This window comes from Pseudolysinimonas kribbensis (genome assembly GCF_030161895.1).
In the GTDB taxonomy this organism is placed as follows: domain Bacteria; phylum Actinomycetota; class Actinomycetes; order Actinomycetales; family Microbacteriaceae; genus Pseudolysinimonas; species Pseudolysinimonas kribbensis.
The window spans coordinates 2,294,115-2,312,787 of the sequence record NZ_BSVB01000001.1 but is presented as its reverse complement, the minus strand read 5'-3'; the positions used below and the strand labels follow the sequence as shown (position 1 = coordinate 2,312,787).

The 18,673-nt window shown below is 73.2% G+C and carries 13 protein-coding genes and 1 pseudogene; 8 read left to right on the top strand and 6 right to left on the bottom strand.

The window, feature by feature from the left end:
- Positions 1-6 precede the first annotated feature (6 nt).
- Positions 7-603 (bottom strand): TetR/AcrR family transcriptional regulator, encoded by a 597-nt coding sequence (locus tag QQK35_RS12760; protein WP_284254506.1) that lies wholly within the window; start codon positions 601-603, stop codon positions 7-9.
- Between the two features lie 62 nt (positions 604-665).
- Here QQK35_RS12760 and QQK35_RS12755 point away from each other — a divergent pair, with 62 nt between their 5' ends.
- From QQK35_RS12755 to QQK35_RS12745, 3 genes are all read left to right on the top strand, one after another.
- Positions 666-1,109, top strand: a complete 444-nt coding sequence (locus QQK35_RS12755) for an ester cyclase (RefSeq protein WP_284254505.1) — start codon at positions 666-668, stop codon at positions 1,107-1,109.
- A 46-nt stretch (positions 1,110-1,155) separates the two neighbouring features.
- Positions 1,156-2,010: a formyltetrahydrofolate deformylase gene (gene purU, locus QQK35_RS12750; RefSeq protein ID WP_284254504.1), complete on the top strand. Its 855-nt coding sequence runs from the start codon at positions 1,156-1,158 to the stop codon at positions 2,008-2,010.
- Between the two features lie 273 nt (positions 2,011-2,283).
- Complete coding sequence (locus QQK35_RS12745; protein ID WP_284254503.1) at positions 2,284-3,141, top strand: N-acetylglucosamine-6-phosphate deacetylase; 858 nt, start codon at positions 2,284-2,286, stop codon at positions 3,139-3,141.
- Here the strand turns inward: QQK35_RS12745 and QQK35_RS12740 are convergent.
- The gene (locus QQK35_RS12740) at positions 3,104-4,531 is read right to left on the bottom strand and encodes a glycoside hydrolase family 3 N-terminal domain-containing protein (protein ID WP_284254501.1); all 1,428 of its coding nucleotides are present in this window, start codon (positions 4,529-4,531) and stop codon (positions 3,104-3,106) included. The two genes, QQK35_RS12745 and QQK35_RS12740, sit on opposite strands and share 38 nt — an antisense overlap.
- A 1-nt stretch (position 4,532) precedes the next feature.
- A complete protein-coding gene (gene nagB, locus QQK35_RS12735; protein WP_284254500.1) occupies positions 4,533-5,315 on the bottom strand; it encodes a glucosamine-6-phosphate deaminase in 783 nt (260 codons plus the stop codon).
- 131 nt (positions 5,316-5,446) lie between these two features.
- Here nagB and QQK35_RS12730 point away from each other — a divergent pair, with 131 nt between their 5' ends.
- Together QQK35_RS12730 and QQK35_RS12725 are read left to right on the top strand one after the other, a co-directional pair.
- On the top strand, positions 5,447-5,938 hold the full coding sequence (locus tag QQK35_RS12730) for an FMN-binding protein (RefSeq protein ID WP_284254499.1): 492 nt from the start codon (positions 5,447-5,449) through the stop codon (positions 5,936-5,938).
- Positions 5,939-6,039: 101 nt separating this feature from the next.
- Entirely contained in the window at positions 6,040-8,322 is a 2,283-nt protein-coding gene (locus QQK35_RS12725) for an FAD:protein FMN transferase (protein ID WP_284254498.1), read from the top strand.
- Positions 8,323-8,639: 317 nt separating this feature from the next.
- On the opposite strand, the gene QQK35_RS12720 is transcribed toward QQK35_RS12725, so the two are convergent.
- A complete protein-coding gene (locus QQK35_RS12720; protein ID WP_284254497.1) occupies positions 8,640-9,971 on the bottom strand; it encodes a DUF6114 domain-containing protein in 1,332 nt (443 codons plus the stop codon).
- 27 nt (positions 9,972-9,998) lie between these two features.
- Positions 9,999-10,595, bottom strand: a complete 597-nt coding sequence (locus QQK35_RS12715; RefSeq protein WP_284254496.1) for a DUF6230 family protein — start codon at positions 10,593-10,595, stop codon at positions 9,999-10,001.
- Between the two features lie 104 nt (positions 10,596-10,699).
- On the opposite strand from QQK35_RS12715, the gene QQK35_RS12710 reads away from it, so the two are divergent.
- The 3 genes and pseudogenes from QQK35_RS12710 to QQK35_RS12700 all read left to right on the top strand — a co-directional run bounded on the left by QQK35_RS12710 (position 10,700) and on the right by QQK35_RS12700 (position 11,920).
- Positions 10,700-11,161 (top strand): TetR/AcrR family transcriptional regulator, encoded by a 462-nt coding sequence (locus tag QQK35_RS12710; RefSeq protein ID WP_284254495.1) that lies wholly within the window; start codon positions 10,700-10,702, stop codon positions 11,159-11,161.
- Between the two features lie 14 nt (positions 11,162-11,175).
- Positions 11,176-11,298, top strand: a complete 123-nt coding sequence (locus QQK35_RS12705; RefSeq protein WP_284254494.1) for a hypothetical protein — start codon at positions 11,176-11,178, stop codon at positions 11,296-11,298.
- 167 nt (positions 11,299-11,465) lie between these two features.
- Positions 11,466-11,920: pseudogene (locus QQK35_RS12700) on the top strand (Hsp20/alpha crystallin family protein).
- Positions 11,921-11,983: 63 nt separating this feature from the next.
- Here QQK35_RS12700 and QQK35_RS12695 read toward each other — a convergent pair.
- Positions 11,984-18,670, bottom strand: coding sequence for a fibronectin type III domain-containing protein (locus tag QQK35_RS12695; protein ID WP_284254493.1), 6,687 nt, complete (start codon positions 18,668-18,670; stop codon positions 11,984-11,986).
- Positions 18,671-18,673: the final 3 nt, after the last annotated feature.

Below are 18,673 nucleotides of genomic sequence, written 5' to 3'. Positions count from 1 at the left end.
CTCGGGCTAGAGGACGCTGCGGCGCAGGGTCTCCTCGATCCAGTCGATGAGGCGGGTTCTGTCCCATCCCGCGCGGAGGACGAGCTCGCGGTAGACACCAGGAGCCGCCAGCGCTCGGTACACGGCCTGCGCCTCCGGCAGGGGCACCCGCAGGGCGGGCCGCAGCGAGCGCATGAAGCCGTTCATGATCCGGTCGCGGCCCGCGAGCTTCGCACGGAGCAGCTCCTGCGTCTCGGGGCTCTCGTCGGCCGCGGTCTCCAGGATCAGCACCACGTCGAAATCGGCGGTGTACAGGTCGACGAGCCACTCGACCGCACCGCGGAGGCGAGACGTCTCGTCGGGCCGCTCCAGCACCTCCGCGGCCCGCCCGCGAGCATCGGCGCGGGTCAGCCACGCCTCGCAGATCTCGGAGAGGATCTCGCGCTTGGAGCCGTACGCCGCATAGACCGTGCGCACGGCGACTCCCGCCTCCTGCGCGATCCGGTCGATGCTCGTCGTCGCGTAACCGGAACTGGCGAACAGCGCTCTCGCCGTCTCGGCGATGCGTTCCCGTGTGGCGGCGGCCTGCTGCGCGCGCCAGCTGGTCTTGACATCGGAGCCCACGGCGCGACACTATCAATGCGTTGAATGCAGTATCAGTGCAGTGAATGCATGGGAGATGCAAGATGGACGCAGGAGAGGATGTCCCGGAGGCGGTGCGCCTCGTCGAACGAGTGCTGGTGGAGGCGTTCGCCGGCGGTCGCACGGAGGTGATCGCGGAGCTGAGCTCGCCCGACCTCGTCGAGCACCAGTTCGGCATGCAGGCCGTCGGCGCGGAGGCGGTGGCACGGGCCCGGTTGGCCGCGAGGCAGGTGCACGAGATGGCCCCGGACGTGACCTACACGATCGAGGATTGGGCCCAGCACGACGACGTGACCTGGGTGCGCGCGATCGGGCGCGGAACCCAGACGGGGCCGCTGCTGGGTCCGCCGAGCGGCCGCCCGTTCGAGATCACGGTGATCGATGTGGTGCGGGTGCGCGACGGCCTCATCGCAGAGCACTGGGGCGTGCCCGATCGGTTCGCGCTGCTCTCCCAGACCGGCGCGCTGGAGCGGCTGACGACCGGATGAGAGCCTGCGGCGACTCCGGCATCCGGGCCGCCGATACGCTGGGCGCGTGGACGCGGCGACGCACTGGATCCTGACCCTGGTCTGTCCCGACCGACCCGGGATCGTGCACGCCATCAGCGGCGCCGTCGTCGAGGCCGGCGGCAACATCACCGAGTCGCAGCAGTACTCCAGCCACGACAGCGGCACCTTCTTCATGCGTCTGCAGGTCGAGTCGGCCGCGGACCGCGACGCGTTCGCCGCGGCGCTCGCCCCGATCGCCGAGCGGTACCGGATGACGTGGCAGCTCGACGTCGTCGGTCGCCCCGTGAAGACCCTCGTGCTCGCCTCGACCGCTGCGCACGCGCTGAACGACCTGCTGTTCCGCCAGCGCGCCGGCCAGCTCCCGATCGAGATCGCCCGGGTGCTCGCGAACCACGCCGACCTGGAGAGCCTCGCCGACTTCTCCGGCGTGCCGTTCGAATGGCAGACCGTGAGCGATGCCGACGAGAAGGCGGCGTTCGAGCGGCGCGTGCTCCGGATCGTGGAGGGCGAGGGCATCGAGCTGGTCGTGCTGGCGCGCTACATGCAGATCCTGTCGCCGGAGCTGTGCGCCGCACTGGAGGGACGGATCATCAACATCCACCACTCGTTCCTGCCGGGGTTCAAGGGCGCCAACCCGTACCGGCAGGCGCACGCCCGCGGCGTCAAGCTCATCGGCGCGACCGCGCACTTCGTCACGACCGACCTCGACGAGGGGCCGATCATCGAGCAGAACGTCGAACGCGTCGACCACAGCCAGTCGCCCGAGCAGCTGCGCGCGATCGGGCAGGACATCGAGTCCCGCACCCTGACCCGCGCGGTCGGCTGGTTCGCCGAGCATCGCGTGCTGCTCGACGGGGCCAGGACGGTGATCTTCCGATGACGACGCTGCTGCGCGCGGCCGGGTTGATCGACGAGCGCGGGGAGAGAGCCGGCGCGGGGGCGCGTGGGCGCTGATCGACGGCGACGTCATCCGGGCGACCGGCACGGGCGAGGCTCCGGATGCCGACGCGACCGTCGACCTCGGCGACGCGACGCTCGCGCCGGGGTTCGTCGACATCCACGTGCACGGCGGCGGCGGCCACTCGGTCGACGGCGGAGCCGCCGAGCTGGAGGGGCGCTCGCCGCGCACCGTGCACACGGCACCACCCGGTCGATGGTGTCGTTCGTCTCCGCGCCGCTGGCCGAGCTGCGCGAGGGGATCGCCGAGGTCGCCGAGCTGACGACGCGCGATCCGCGGGTGCTCGGCTCGCATCTCGAGGGGCCGTTCCTCGCGCCCGCCCGCCGCGGCGCGCACGACGAGTCGTTCCTGCGGCATCCCGACCCCGAGTCGGTGGAGGGGCTCATCGAGGCCGCCGCCGGAACGCTGCGCCAGGTCACGCTCGCGCCGGAGCTGCCCGGCGGGCTCGAGGCGATCGCCCGGTTCGCCGACGCCGGCGTCGTGCCCGCGGTCGGCCACACCGAGGCCGACGAGCAGACGGCTCGCGCCGCCTTCGACGCGGGGGCACGAGTGCTCACGCACGCCTTCAACGCGATGCCGGGCATCGGCCATCGCGCGCCCGGTCCCGTGGTCGCCGCGATCGACGACGAGCGGATCACGCTCGAGCTCGTCCTCGACGGCCTGCACGTGCATCCGCACGTGGCCAAGCTGCTCTGGGATGCCGCGCCCGGCCGGGTCGCGCTCATCACCGACGCGATGTCGGCGGCCGCCGAGGCCGACGGCGACTACCGCCTCGGCACCCTGAACGTCACGGTGCGCGACGGCCTCGCGGTGCTCTCCGGCACCCAGACGATCGCGGGGTCGACCCTCACCCAGGACGTGGCGCTGCGCCAGGCGATCGCGATGGGCGCGATGCCGGCGGCGGCGATCGCCGCCCTCACGACGATCCCCTCGCGCGCCCTCGGGATCCCCGGTCTCGGGCTGCTCGAACCGGGCTACCCGGCCGACGTCGTCGCACTCGACGGGGCGTGGAACGTTACCGGCGTCTGGTCCCTCGGCGAGCGGGTCGAGTAGACGCTCCGCGGCCGAGTCGGTCGAGGAGGCGGAGGAGCGCGGCTCCCGCGTGCGCGGAGGCGCCGAACGTCGCGACGTCGGCGTAGCGGCGGTCGGCGGACGGGCACCCCATGTCGACGACGAGCACGTCGCGGCCGGATGCCCGAGCCGCGTCGATCACGTCGCGCGTCCACGCGCGGCGGTGGTTGTCGCGGCCGACGATGACGAGCTGCGCGGCGCCGGGTGACGGGAGGGCGTCGCCCTCGCGCACCCGCACGACCTCGACGCCCGCGGCGGCCGGGCCCCACGGCGACACGCCGACGGCGATGTTCGACCCGGTCTCGAGCTGCACGAGCAGACGCTCGGGGCGCACGGTGACGCCGGCGGCGATGTCGAACGCGCCGATCGTGCGGTCGACATCGAAGGCCGGAGCGGGAGACGGCACGACCGGCGGGAGGACGCCGAGCGGCGCCACGCGCCCGAGCGCCTCGGCGATCCGGGATGCCGCCACGCGCGCCGAGATCGCCGCCGCGAGCCCGTCGACCTGCTCTGCCGTGTTCGCCGTGCCGAGGCAGAGCAGGTCGGCGCCCGCGGCGAGCGCGCGCACCGCGGCGGTCGCCATCCCGATCCCGCCGCTCGCGCCGCGCATGTCGAGCGCGTCGGTCACGATCGCGCCCGTGAAGCCGAGGTCGCCGCGCAGCAGCTCGCCGAGGATCCGCGGCGAGAACGTCGCGACGTTGTCGCCGTCGAGCTGCGGCAGGAGGATGTGCGAGGTCATGACGCTGCGCGCGCCCGCGCCGACGGCCGCCGCGAACGGCAGAAGCTCGCGGGCGCGCAGGGCCTCGAGCGGCAGGTCGACGACCGGCATCGCCAGGTGCGAGTCGGACGCCGTGTCGCCGTGGCCGGGGAAGTGCTTCGCGCTCGCGGCGACACCCGTCGACTGCAGCCCCTCGATCCACGCGACCGTGTGCCGGGAGACGAGCCCGGGGTCGGCGCCGAAGCTGCGGGTGCCGATGACGGGATTGCGGTCATCGGAGTTGATGTCGGCATCCGGCGCGAAGTCGAGCGTGATGCCCGCGGCGGCGAGCTCCCGGCCGACCGTCTCGCCGACCCGGCGGGTGAGCTCGAGGTCGTCGATGCGACCCAGGATGGCGTTGCCCGGGTAGGGCGACCCGGTGCGCTGATGCAGGCGGGTGACGTCGCCGCCCTCCTCGTCGACCGCGATGACCGCGCGCGGGTTCGCCTCGCGGATCGCGTCGGTCAGCTCGCGTACCTGCGACGGCGCGGCGATGTTGGTCGCGAACAGGCAGACGCCGGCGAGACCGTCGGCGAGCCGCTCGCGCAGCCAGCCGGGGAGCGCCGTGCCCTCGAAACCCGGCAGCAGCACGCCGAGTGCGGCGGATCGCGTCATCTCAGTCCCAGCGCTGGAACGGCGGCTTGTGCTCGTAGGTGTACCGGTAGTACTCGGCCAGGCGCAGCTTCGACGCCGCCGCCTCGTCGAGGATCACGGTCGCGCTGCGGTGCCACTGCAGCACCGAGGCCGGCACCACGCTGGCGAACGGTCCCTCGACGGCCGCGGCCACGGCATCCGCCTTCGCCTCCCCCTGCGCGACCAGCAGCAGCTCGCGCGCCTCCAGGATCGTGCCGAGCCCCTGGGTCACGCAGTGCGTCGGCACCTCGTCGAGGGAGTCGAAGAAGCGCGCGTTGTCCTGCCGGGTGCGCGGCGCGAGCGTCTTGATGCGGGTGCGCGACTGGAACGACGACGTGGGCTCGTTGAAGCCGATGTGCCCGTTGGCACCGATGCCCAGGATCTGCACGTCGACGCCGCCGGCGTCGGCGATCGCGGCTTCGTACGCCGCGCACGCGGCCTCGATGTCGTCGGCGAGGCCGTCGGGCACGTGCACGCGGGCGGGGTCGAGACCGAGCGGCTCGGTCACCGTGGTGCGGATGACGCTCGCATAGCTCTGCGGATGCGACGTGGGCAAGCCCACGTACTCGTCGAGCGCGAAGCCGCTCACGCGTCCGACGTCGAGGCCGGCCTCGCGGCGGGCGGCGAGCTCCGCGTAGATCGCGAGCGGCGACGATCCCGTCGCGAGCCCGAGCACGGTCTCCGGATGCCGCGCGATGCGATGCGCGATCTTCGCGGCGGCGGCGCGACCGACCTCGGCGGCGGTGGGCAGGATGACGATCTCCACGAGGCGCCACCCTACCGAGGTGAACCGCCCGCGCACGGACGCCGTGATGTCCGAGAGGATTCGAAGGAGGACCCTCCTCTGCCGCACGCCGCCCACCGGTCGCTCCGAGACACCTCCAAGGTGCGATCCGGATGCTGGAGGCACGGGCGGCATCGCCGACCATCCCGTCCTCGTCAGGAGATCTCCGTGCCCCGCTCGTCGTTCGTCCGTTCACGTCCCGTGCTCCGGGGGCCGGGCTCGGACTCGCGGGCCTCGGACTGGTGGGCGCGCTGGCCGGGTGCGCCGCCGGTGGGGCGGCCGCGGGTTCCGGATCGGGCGGCGGCCCCTACCAGGACGGCACCTACACCGCCGACGGCAGCTACCAGGCGCCGAGCGGCACCGAGACGATCACGGTGACCCTGACGCTCGCGAAGGACACGGTCACCGCGGTGCGGATCGGGCGGCACGCGACCGATCCGAACGCCATCCAGTACCAGGCCATGTTCGCCGAGGGCATCTCGGCGCTCGTCGTGGGCAAGGACATCGACTCCCTCGGCGTGTCTCGCGTCGCCGGATCCTCGCTCACGAGCGGCGGATTCCGCGCCGCCGTCGAGGCCATCAAGAAGCAGGCGGCGGGGTCCTGAGCGCGCTCGTCGATCCGCTTCCGTACGCCTGGTCGTTCGACGCGATCGGGGCGCCGTGGCGCATCGACACGGAACGGGAGCTGACGACGGCCGAGCGCGCGGTGGTCGCCGAGCGCATCGAGCGCTACGACCGCGACTGGTCGCGTTTCCGCGACGACTCGCTCGTGACGCGCATCGCGCGTGAGCCCGGCTCCTACGAGCTGCCCCCGGAGGCGGCGCCGCTGCTGGCCCTCTACCGCGAGCTGTACGAGGCGACCGGAGGGCGCGTCTCGCCGCTCGTCGGCCGCGCACTCGAGGCTCTCGGCTACGACGGGCAGTACCGGCTGACACCCGCGGCGGATCGCATGCCGGTTCCGGCATGGGATGCCGCGATCGCCTGGGACGGACGCCGCCTCGACGCCCCCGCGGGCGCGCTCCTCGACGTCGGCGCGGCCGGCAAGGGTCAGCTCGTCGACCTCGTGGGCGAGGCGCTCGACGACCTCGGCCATGGGCGCTGGGTCGTGGATGCGAGCGGCGATCTGCGCCCCCGCGGCGTGCCGATGCGGGTCGCGCTCGAGCATCCCGCCGATCCGTCGAAGGCCATCGGCGTCGTCGAGACGACGGACCGGGCCATCGCGGCGAGCGCGACCACCCGCCGCGCATGGGGCGACGGCCTGCACCACGTGCTCGACGCGGTGACCGGCGAGCCGACGCGAGGCGTCGTCGCGACCTGGGCGATGGCGGGCTCCGCGATGGTCGCCGACGGCATCGCCACGTCCCTGTTCTTCGACGTCGATCCGAACCTGCTGCACCGCCACGGCGTGGAGTACGTGAGGATGTTCGCTGACGGGCGCGTGGAGCGCTCCCCGACCTTCCCGGAGAGGTCTTCGCATGATCGCCTGGCTCGACCGCGTGCTCGGACGCGTCACCATGTACGGCCTCGTCATCATCTCGCTCAGCGTGCTGGGCGTCGCGGCGCTCGTACTGACCTTCGTGCCCGAGGCCGTGTCGTTCTCCCCCTGGCGCTGCTGGCCAGCGCGACCGTGCTGCTGGTCGTCTCGTACCTGACGAACGGGATCGCGGGGCTGATCTTCCGCACCCGGCCGCAGCTGAGCTCCACGATCATCACGGCGCTCCTGCTGCTGTTCATCTTCACGCCGTCGATCGACGTGCTGCCGCTGCTCGGGCTCGCGCTGGCCGCGTTCGTGGCCGTGGCCACGAAGTACCTGCTCGCGTGGCGCGGGCGGCACATCTTCAACCCGGCGGCCGCGGCGGCCTTCATCGTCGGATTCCCGGGTCTGCCGTTCGGCTTCGCGACCTGGTGGGTGGCCACGCCGCCCCTCGTGCCGATCGCGGCGATCGGCGCCCTGCTCATCCTGTTCCGCACCCGCCGTCTGTGGCTCGGACTGGTCTTCGTCGGCACCGTCGTCGTCGTGTGGCAGGTGCGCGGGCTGCTGAGCGCCACCGGCCCGCTCGACGTGCTGAGCCTGTCGTTGCTGTCGCTGCCGACGGTGTTCTTCACCGGGTTCATGCTGAGCGAGCCGCTCACCCTGCCGCCGCGACGCTGGCAGCAGCTGGCCGAGGCGGCGCTCGTCGGCCTCATCTCGAGCGTGGGGTTCGCGCTCGGCCCGCTCTACAGCTCGCCGCAGCTCGCGCTGCTGATCGGCAACCTGCTCGCCTTCCTCGTCGGGCAGCGGCGCGGCATCCGGCTGCAGTTCGAGGGCCGGCGCCAGCTCACGCCGACCAGCTGGGACTTCGCCTTCCGGCCGGCCGCGCCCGTGCGCTTCCGCCCTGGTCAGTACATGGAGCTCACACTCCCGCACAGCGGCACCGACGCCCGCGGGTGGCGGCGGGTCTTCAGCATCGCCACCGCGCCCGCGACCGGCGGCGTGCGGTTCGGGGTGCGGCTGCCCGACAAGCCGTCGAGCTTCAAGACCGCGCTCATGGCGCTCGAACCGGGCACCCCGGTCACGGCGACCTCGGTCAGCGGCGACTTCACGCTGCCGGCCGACCCGGCGCAGAAGCTCCTGCTCGTCGCGGGCGGCATCGGCGTCACGCCGTTCGTCGGACAGCTGCAGCAAGCCGCCGGCGAGCCGCAGCCGCGGGATGTCGTGCTGGTCTACGCCGTCTCGTCGGCGACCGAGCTCGCGTACGCTGCCGAGCTCGAGGCCGCCGGCGTGCGCGTCGTCGTGGTCTGCCCCGATCGCCCGCTCGTGCTGCCGGAGCACTGGTCGTGGGTGCAGGGCGATGCGCTCAGCGCGGGCATCGTCCACGACAACGTGCCGGATGCCCGCGACCGCATCGCCTACGTCTCCGGTGCGCCGGCGGCGGTCTCCGCCCTCAAGCGCGCGCTGCGCGGCACGGGCGTGCGCCGGGTGCGCACCGACACCTTCATCGGCTACTGAGCGCGGCGTCGTCGCGACGTCCCCTCCCATCGCCCCGCGGCGTCCCGCGTCGCCCCGTCGCCACGCCTCGTCGCGGCCTCCGGTGCGACGTCCCTGCCCATGCGGGCTGGCGCCCCCGGCGTCGCCCGCGTCGCCCCGCCCGCCCCGCGTCGCCCCGCCCGCCCCGCCCGTCAAAGGTTCAGGATGACGCCGGCGCGGCGCGAGGTCCCGGGCCACGGCGCGCGACCGCATCCTGAACTTTCGACGAAGCGGGAGGCGACGAAGCCGGAGGCGACGAAGCGGGAGGTCGCGCCGCGGGTCAGCGGTGCGCGGCCGGATCAGTGGCCCTGGGTCACCACGAGGTGCGACGGCGTCATCGTCATCCGGTCGGAGATCACCCCGACGAGTCCGAGGTGCACGCCGAGCAGGGTCTGCGGCAGCTCGTCGCCCGGCAGCGGGGTGTCCGCGCCGAGCGTGAGGCCGAGTCCGCCCGGCAGCGTCGCGGTCGCCGAGTCGATGTAGGCCGAGACGTGTCCGCTCAGCACCATCTGCCGCGAGGTCGTCACGCCGCTGTCGCCGCCCGCGGTCTTGCGCACGTCGAGCACGAAGTCGTTGATCGTCACGCTCGACGCCTGCAGCCGGATGACGGTGGTACGCGACCCGTCCTTGAGCGGCACGGTCACGAGCGATACGACCGGGATGCTGCCGAACGAGATCGACGATCCCCCGAGCTGCGCCGCCGGCAGCGTGAACGTCATGCTGTCGTCGGGCGAGGCGACCAGCGGGACCGGCGGCAGACCGCCGGCATTGTCCTGCGGGTCGCTCGACGAACCGCCGCCGAGCAGCCCGCCGAGTCCCCCGCCGCCCGATCCCGTGCCGGTTCCGGTACCCCCACCGCTGGTGGGCGACGGCGACGGGCTCGGCGACGACGGCGTGCAGATGATGCCGAGCAGGCACCCCTCCGCCGCCCCCGGCGCGCGCGCCGCCCCGATCGAGGCGATCGAGGCCACGACGAGCAGCAGAGCCGCTGCCCGGTTGAATCGGCGCCGGCCGGTCAGGACCGGCCCGGCACGAAAGGGCGGGGTTCCCCGGGGTCCTCTTGGACGAGGAGGCGCCGGCGCCACCGCGCCGCGCCGCGGCGCGGGCCTTGAGCGTGGCGTAGTCGACGGCCTCCGCATGTACGACGCCGGCGTGCCCGGCGCGATGCGCGGGTTCGGGATCGGGCGCAGCGGGGGCTGCGTCGCGACGTTCTCCGCCGCCGCCACGCCCTCGGCGGAGTCCGCCGCGGACGAGACCCGGGCCCGCCACGCGACGACGATGACGCCGCCGACGGCTCCCAGCAGCATCCCGAGCAGGAATCCGCCGAGGTTGACCCCGACGAGCGAGTAGACAGCGAGCACGAGCGCGAAGATGCCGTAGAAGAGATGCTGCGCGGGCGTCACGATCGCCAGAACACCGAGCAGTACCAGGAGCGCCGGGATCACCGTCGCCTGGAACCCCTCGAAGCCCATCGAGATGTGGATGTTGCCGAGGTCGAGCTGGCCGGAGAAGAACATCTCGACGCCGGCGAGGGCGAGCAGGATGCCGCCGACGAGCGGGCGCTCCCGTCGCCAGACGCGGAATCCGGTCACGGTGTCGCCTCCGGCGCGGGTCATGCGGATCGCGGTCATGTCATCGTCCTCCCGATCGGCCGATGCCTAGAAGCACTCCTTGCCGTCGGTGGTCACCTGCATGTGCATCCCGTTCAGCGTGAACACGGCGGCCGTGGTCGACCACGAGATCTGCTGGAGGTCGGTGATATGCAGAGCGCTCGAGTCCTGGGCGAAGTCGCCGACGGCGCCCTTGGCCTTGGTCTGCACGGTCGAGGCGTCGACCCCGATGCGCACGTCGTCGAAGCTCGTGTTGCCCTTGAGGTCGGTCATGCCGATCTGCAGGTCGGTCGCCTCGGCGGGCGTTCCGCCGCCGCCGGCCGTGATGATCGCGCCGACCTTGCCGAGCGGGGTGTCGGCCACGACCGACTGGCACAGGTTCGTGAGCTTGGCCTGGCCGATGTTGGCGATCGCGACGGCGTGCTGCTTGCCCGCGGTGTCGGTCGCGACGCCCGCGTACTGCGAGAAGCTCGTGCCGTCGAGCTGCGACGCGGCGATCTTGAACTGGCTGCCGGAGATGGTCATCGACACCGGCACCGCGCCCTGCGCGACGCCGCCGATGACGAGGGTGGACACGATCGCGACGGGCACCGCGGCGAGCAGGATGCGGCCGGCGTACGAGCCCGTGACCTTCTTGAGCTTCATCGATCCTCTTCGATCTCAGCCCAGCCAGTTGTTCGGTTGTGACGTCCGGTTCCGAGCGTACCGGCTATTGACACCCTGTCAATAGGTGGGACAGTGGAGAGGTCATGGTGGAGGAACGACGCACCCGGCTGACCCCCGACGAGCGGCGGGCGCAGCTCGTCGCGCTCGGGGTCGCCGCCCTCGCGCACTCCCCGCTCGAGGACGTCACGATGGAGCTCCTCTCGGAGCAGGCCGGCGTCTCGCGGGCCCTGCTCTTCCACTACTTCGGCTCCAAGCAGGGCATGCACCACGCGATCGTGCTCACCGCGCGCGACAGCATGCTGCGCGCCACCGAGCCGCGGCCGGAGCTGGCGCCGCTGGATCGTCTGCGCGACACGTTGGATCGGGTGGTCGGGTTCGTGCGGGAGCACCCCGCGACCTTCTACTCGCTCGTGCGCGGCGCGGCGAGCGGCTCCCCGAGGTGCGCGAGCTCGTCGAGGAGGCGCGCAACGCCCAGGCCGAGCGCGCCGTCTCGGTCTTCCTCGAGCTCGGCGAACCCGACAGCCGGCGGCTGCGGATCGCGCTGAGAGCCTGGGTCGCGATGGCCGAGCAGGAGATGGTGGATGCCGCCCTCGCCACCGACCTCCCCGCCGCGGAGATCGTGGGCCTGCTCATCGCGGCGGCCGAGGCGACCGCGGGGGCCGCGTCGCCGATCCGGCACTGACCGCGTCCTGATCGGGCGCTGATCGGGCCCTGATCGGGCCCTGATCGGGCATTCTGCGCTGTTCGCCGTAGGCGCACGGCGCGATCTTGGCACTCCCCGTGCCGAGTGCTAACTTGTTTCAAAGTTGAGTCATACCGACTCATATCGTTGAGTCTCAGGAGGATTCGATGGCCATGTACTTCGACCCGTTCCAGGCGATCGACCGCGTCGCCGGCCAGCTGCTCGACCAGCGCCACGGCCCGCGGCTGATGCCGATGGACCTCTACCGCGACGGCGACCACTACGTGCTGAACGCCGACCTGCCGGGCGTCGACCCGGGCAGCGTCGACATCGACGTGGACGGTCAGCTGCTCACGATCCGCGCCGAGCGCACCCCCGCAGCCAGGAGGGCGTGAAGTGGCTCGCCCGCGAGCGCAGCGGCGGCTCGTTCCTGCGGCAGTTCACGCTCGGCCAGGGCGTGGAGACGTCGAACATCTCGGCGTCCTACGAGAACGGCGTGCTGAGCGTCGTCATCCCCATCGCCGAGAAGGCCAAGCCGCGCAAGATCGAGGTCCAGACCTCGACCGCGCAGCTCGCCGACGGCGCGCCGGCCCCCGCGGTGGAGGAGACCCCCGCCGCCTGACCCGGCAGCGAGATCGCGCGAATGCCCCGTTGCAGCACGGCTGCACGGGGCATTCGCGTCACCTCAGCGGGTGCCGGTCGCGACTCGCGCTTCGCGGTCGTGGCGGCGACGGCGCGCGATCACGAACCACGTGATGAGCGCCAGCAGGGCGATCAGCCCGACGAGCAGGAGCCACCACCAGCTGCCTCCCGCGGCGGGAGCGGGCGGCGCGTCGTGCGCGACCGGCAGCACCCGGATGCCGACCTGCATGGTCACGTCGTGACCCTCGGCGTCGACTCCCGACACGATCAGCGTGTGCGCACCGGGCGCCATGCTGTACGGCAGGCGCACGAGCTGGGCGAGCGACCCGTCGTGATCGGTTCGCGTCGCGACGAGCTGCTGCAGGTGCGACATGCCCCACGTCACGACCTCGGAGTCGGGTGCCAGTCCGGACACGTCGATCTGCGTGCTGCCGCCGCGCACGATCTCGATCACGCCATCCGGCCCCGTCGGTGTCCGGTGGCCGTCCTGCCAACCCGAGACCGTCATGCGCAGGCCGTTGCCCGTCGTCAGCACCGTGCGGCCGGCGTGCGTGGAGATCCGCGAGGGGACCGGGTCGCCGCCGGACTGGACCGTGCCGGTGCCCGGGGTCGAGTGGTTCACGCCGCGCAGGCTCGCGGGGATGCCCGCTCCCCCGACCTGGCTGCTCTCGGTGGGCTCGTCGGCGGAGCTCACACGGGGTTCGGCCGGCGTCGGCACGGCTGCCGTCGTCGTCGGGGCGGCGGGGACGACGGGCGCGATGGCGCTGCCGGTCCGGGCGGCCGAGGCGTCGCGGTAACCGCCCCGCACGGCCGTGACCGTGACGGTCGCGCTCGCGCCGGCCGCCAGACCGGAGACCGTCACGCGGTCCCCGGAGCGCGTGACCGAACCGGCGGTCGTGGCGACCCGGTAGCCGCCCAGCGCCGAGTAGTCCGTGATCACGACGACGAATCCACCGTGCGCCGAGATCGCGGCGCCGAGCACCGGGGCGACGCCGAGGGCGATCGCGGTGCCGGCGACGTCCGAGGTCGCGTCGAGTGAGCCCGGCACCGTCGCCGTCAGGTGCACCGTGGTGCCGATACCCGCGCCGAGGCCCGTGACGGTCACCGTCGATCCGCTGAGCGTGGCGGTCCCCGCGTCGGCGGTCGCCGTGTAGCTCGCGGCCGGATCGGCCGTGAACGTGAAGGTGAAGCCGTCGAGAGTGCGGGTGACGGCCCCGATGCCGGGCGCCGTGCCGTTCGGGAACGAGGTGCCGCTCGCCGTCGAGGCCGCGACGGTGTGCCCTGCGGAGGTCGCCGACACGGTCGTCACCGACGTGACCGCCGCGCCGAGGCCGCTGACCGTGACGGTGTCGCCGGAGCGGACCACCGTTCCGCCGTCGGCCTGCACGAAGGAGTAGGTGAGGCCGGGGTCGTAGTCCTCGATCACGAAGCGGTATCCGCCCGCCAGCGGCGTAGCGGCCGAGAGTCCCGGCGCCGTCGTCGGCAGCAGCACGGTCGCACCGGTGGATGCCGTGGCGATCGACGCGCCGGGATCGGTCGCCGTGATGTCCAGGGTCACGGTCACGCCCGCGCCGACGCCCGAGACGACGCCGTGGCCCGTGCCGTCGATCACGACGACCCCCGTCGGCGACAGTCGCGTCTCGTAGACGAGCGCGGCGTCGTAGTTCGCGATCGTGAACGTGAAGCCGTCGGCCGTCGCCGTGACGTCGGCGAAGGCGGGCGCGACGCCCGCGGCGAGCGCGGTGCCCGTCACGGTGGAGACGCCGTCGGTGTAGCCGGCGTGCCGCACGGTCACGGTGACCGTGGCTGCGGCATCCGGTGCGAGTCCGGTGACCGTGATCACGCCCGCGTCGACGGAGGCGGACCCCGTGGTGCTCGCGACGGTGTAGACGCCGTCGGGGTCGAGACCGTCGACGGCCACGGTGAATCCGTCGGCCGTCCGGGACGGGGCGGCGAACAGCGGCGGGATGCCGCTGAGCAGCGCCGCGGCGCGCACGGTCGTGCTCGTCGTGACGTGACCCGGCTCGACCGAGGTGACGGTGACGTCCGCCGTCTCGCCCGGGGTGAGGCCCGTGACCGTCACGACGCCGCCGTCGAGCACGGCCGTGCCGGCGGAGCTCGTGACGGAGTAGACCGCCGACGAGTCGGGCAGGTCGACGTCGAAGACGAAGCCGTCCACGGTCGAGGTCGGGTCGGAGACGGAGGGCGCGGAGCCGGCGAGCAGGGCGGCACCGTGCTCGAGGGCCGACGCGATGCTCACGCCGGGGTCGGTCGCGGTCACGGTGACGTCGGATGCGGCGCCATCGGTGAGTCCGGTGACCGTCACGGTGGAGCCGGTGCGGGTGACCGCCGCGCCGTTCGTCGCGCTGACGGCGTAGTCGAGCGCGGCGTCGTAGTCGGAGATCTCGAAGCGGAACCCGGTGCCGGTGGAGACCAGCCCCGTGAGCACGGGCGCCGTGCCGACGGTCATCGCCACGCCGTCCTCCGCTGCGGTCGCATCGGTGGAACCGGTCCGCGAGACGACCACCGTGACGCGCGACCCGCCGCCCAGCGCGAGGCCGGACACCGTGACCACCGCGCCGTCGCGCGACACCGTCGCGCCGTGGGTCGCGCTGAACGCGTACGACGACGCGGCGTCGTAGTTCGCGATCGTGAACGCGAATCCGTCCGGCGCGGCCGTGAGGCCCGAGAAGGCCGGAGCGACGCCGTTCGCGAGCGCGGAGCCCGCGACGCTCGCCGACACGGTCGTGTACCCGGTGCGCGCGGCGACCAGCGTCACGGTCGAGGAGGCGGATGCCGCAAGGCCGGTGACCGTGATCGTCGGGCCGGAGCGGGTGACCGTGCCGGCGCTCGCCGAGACGGTGTAGGTCACGGCGGGGTCGTAGTTCGTGATCGCGACGTCGATGCCGTCGGCGGTCCGCGAGGGCGTGCCGAAGACGGGCGTGGCGCCCGGGGCCAGCGGCGTCACCGCGGTCGACGCGGCGCTGGCCGTACCGCTTCCGTTGCCGTTGGTCGCCGTGACCTGGAAGGTGTAGGCGGTCCCGTTGGTCAGCCCCGTGACCCGCAGGGTGGTGGCCGTGCCGGTGACCGCGCCGCACGCGGTGTACGCGCCGCCGCTCGAGCACAGCACCGTGTAGCCGCTGATCGCGCTCGCGCCGGTGCTCGTCGGAGCGGTCCACGCGATCGTCGCCGCACCATCCGCCGCCACCGCGGAGACGCCGGTCGGCGCGCCTGGTGTCATCGAGGGCGTCGCCGGCACGCGCGGGTCGGAGCGCTGGCTGTACATGCTGACCGAGTTGCGGGTCTGCAACGAGATCCAATACGTGGTCCCGTTGCCCAGGCCCGTGATCGTGCAGCTGAGCGCGGTCGTCGTGCAGGTGCCTGCGGTCGAGCCGCTCGACTGCGCCGAGAACGCGGTCGCGGTGTAGTCGCCGAGCACGCCGCCGTTGAGGCTCGGCGCCTGCCAGCTCACGATGACCTTGCCGTTGCCGCCGTTCACCACGATCCCCGTGGGATCGGGCGCCGACGGGTAGCCGTACGGGGTGCCGGCGACCGCGGCGGATGCCGCACCGGTGCCCGCGGTGCTCACCGCTCGCACGGCGACGCGGTACGCGGTGCCGTCGGTGAGGCCGGTGATCGCGATCGGGCTCGTCGTGCCCGCCGCCGCCCAGGTGGAGCCGCCATCCACCGAGTACTGGTAGCCGATGAGAGTTCCGTCGCCGATCGCGCCCGCGGTGAACGCCGCGGAGAGCGATCCGTCGCCGGCCGTCAGGCCGGTGATCGTCGGAGCCGAGGGGCGGGCGAGCGGCGTCACGATCGTCCGCGGGGCCGAGGGCGCGCCCGCGCCGGCGGCGTTGGTCGCGGTGACCGCGACGTAGTACGCGGTCTTGTTGGTCAGCCCGCTGATCGAGCACGAGGTGGCCGTGGTGCTGCAGCCGGCGATCGGCGTGCCCGAGGTGCCGCTGGCGTAGGCCGAGGCGGTGTACCCGGTGATGGCGGCGCCGCCGTTGTCGGCGGGAGCCGCCCAGCGGACGTCGGCCGACGCCGTGTTCGAGCCGGTGACGACCGCGGTCGGCGCCCCGGGGACCGTGCGCGGGGTCGTGGACGCCGGGGTCGACGCGGCGCCGGCCCCGATCGCGTTGTCGGCGCGCAGCCGGATCGCATACGCGGTGCCGTTGGTGAGTCCCGTGATCGTGAACGGGCTCGCGAGCGTGCCGGTCGGCATCCAGGTGGTGCCGTCGAGGCTGTACTCCAGCGCCTCGATCGGCGATCCGCCGTCGCCGCCGAGTGAGAAGTCGGCGACGACCTGGCCGTTGCCGGGCGTGAGCGCGATCGACGGGGCCGGCGGCGCGGCCGCCGGGGCGACCGTCGTGGCCGCGGATGACGGGCCGGTGCCGATGGCCGTCACCGCGCGCACCAGCAGCGAGTACCCGGTGCCGTTGGCGAGACGGGTCGACGGATCGCCGGAGAGCGTGGTCAGCACGAGCGGGCTCGTCGTGCCGGAGGCCGTTCCCCAGCTGATGCCGCCATCGGTCGAGTACTGCCACGACGTGACGGGCGAGCCGCCGTCGTCGGTCAGGGCCACCGCGGCCGTGAGCGTCTGGTTGCTGCGCACGACCGAGACGATCGAGGCGCGGCCCGGCAGGGCGACCGGCGTGCCGGTCATCGCGGCCGACTCGGTGCCCTGGCCGACGTCGTTGACCGCCTGCACCTGAACGGGATACGCGGTGCCGTTGCTCAGGCCGGTGATCGTGAACGTCGTGCCGAGCGTGCCGGTGCTCGCCCAGTGCTGCCCGTCGACCGAGTAGCGGTAGCCGGTGATCGCGGAGCCGCCGTTGGCGCCGGGCGCGAACGTGACATCCAGCGACGCCGGCGCGGCGACGACGCTCGTGATCGTCGGGGCGCTCGGGATCGTGGTCGCGATGCCCTGCGCCACGGCGGATGCCGTGCCCGCACCCACGGAGTTCACGGCGCGCAGCTCGACGTAATAGGTGGTGCCGTTGACGAGTGGCGTCGTGCCGTCGCTCGAGTACGCGGTGATGACGACCGGGCTCGCCGTGGTGGCGCCGTCGGTGCGGGTGCGCCAGGTGGCGCCGCCGTCGGTCGAGTACTGGTAGCGCGTGATCGCGGCGCCCCCGTCGGAACCGGGAGCCGTGAACGCCGCGGACAGCGTCTCGTCGCCACCGGCGACGGTGTCGCCGATGATCGAGGGCGCACCCGGGACGGTCGCCGGGGTGACGGCGACCGGAGCCGATCCGGCTCCCGCGCCCACCGCGTTGACCGCGCGGAGGCTGACCGCGTAGGTGGTTCCGTTGTCGAGGCCGGTCAGGATGACCGGGCTCGTCGCGCCGACACGGGTCCAGTCGCCGCCGGCCGAGGTCTGCACCTCCAGGTGGTCGACGGGCGTGCCACCCGTGCTGCCGGGGGTGAAGACCACGGTCGCCGTGCCGTCACCGGGGAGCACCGACGCCACGGCCGGGGCGCCCGGGAGGTCCGGGGTGATGATCGTCGCGGGCGCCGAGGCGGCGCCGGTGCCGGAGCCGTTGACGGCGCGCAGCTCGACGGAGTAGCTCGTGCCGTTGTCGAGACCCGTGATGACGATGGGGCTCGTGGCGCCGTCGGCCGGCAGCCAGCTTCCGGCGCCGTTCAGCCGGTACTCGTAGCCGGTGATCTCATCGCCGCCGGTGAAGCCCGTCGTGAACGCCACCGTGATCGACCCGGCCCCCGCCGAGACGGAGCCGATGGTCGGCGCACCCGGCACGGCACGCGGCGTGCCGCTCACGGATGCGGACGCGGAGCCCGCGCCGACGGCGCTCTCCGCGCGGACCTCGACGTCGTAGGAGGTGCCGTTGAGCAGGCCCGGGATGACGATGATCGTCGCGGTCGACGCGACCGCCACCCAGCCGCCGCCGTCGACCCGGTAGTCGTATCCGGTGACCGTCGCGCCGCTCGCGGGCGCGGTGAGGGTGAGCCGCAGCGCGCCGTCCTGGCCGACCATCGACGAGATCGTCGGCGCCGACGGCGGCCCCTGCGGGGTGATGGATGTGGAGGATGCCGACCACGCGCCGGTGCCGACGGAGTTCACCGCCGCCACCTGGAACACGTACGCGGTGCCGTTCGTCAGGCCCGTGACGGTGCCCGAGGTGCCGGTCGTGCCGAGGTCGGCCGACGAGCTCCAGCTGCTGCCGCCGTTGCTGCTGAACCGGGCGACGTAGCCCGTGATCGCCGACTGACCGGGGTCGGTCGGCGCGGTCCAGGCGAGGGCCACCGAGCCGCTGCCCGCGACGCCGCTCACCGCGGTCGGGGCGGCCGGCGATCCGGTCGTATAGGAGATGACGATCGAGCCGCCCTGGCCCGTGCCGCCGTTGTCGTTGTACCACTGATACGACGCGGCAAGACCGTCGTACGAGGCGGTCGAGTTCTGCCCGACCGAGCCGCCGTAGCCGAACCACTCGTTATATTGGGCGGCGCCGAACTCGACAGCGCCCGCCTGGCCGCCCTGCGCACCGCCGCCGCCGGCGCCGCCGCCGCCGCCGTCGTTGTTGCTGCAGTTGGTGGCCGAGCAGATGTCGTTGGCGTTGGTGCCGTTCTGACCGGCGGTTGTGATCGAATCGGTGCGGCCGGCATACGTGGCGGTGGCCTGCCGCCCGCGCGTGGGGGCGAACTGTCCGCTGCCGCCGTTGCCGCCGCCACCAGCGCCGACGATGTCGGCGGAGCCGACGCGGAGCACGCT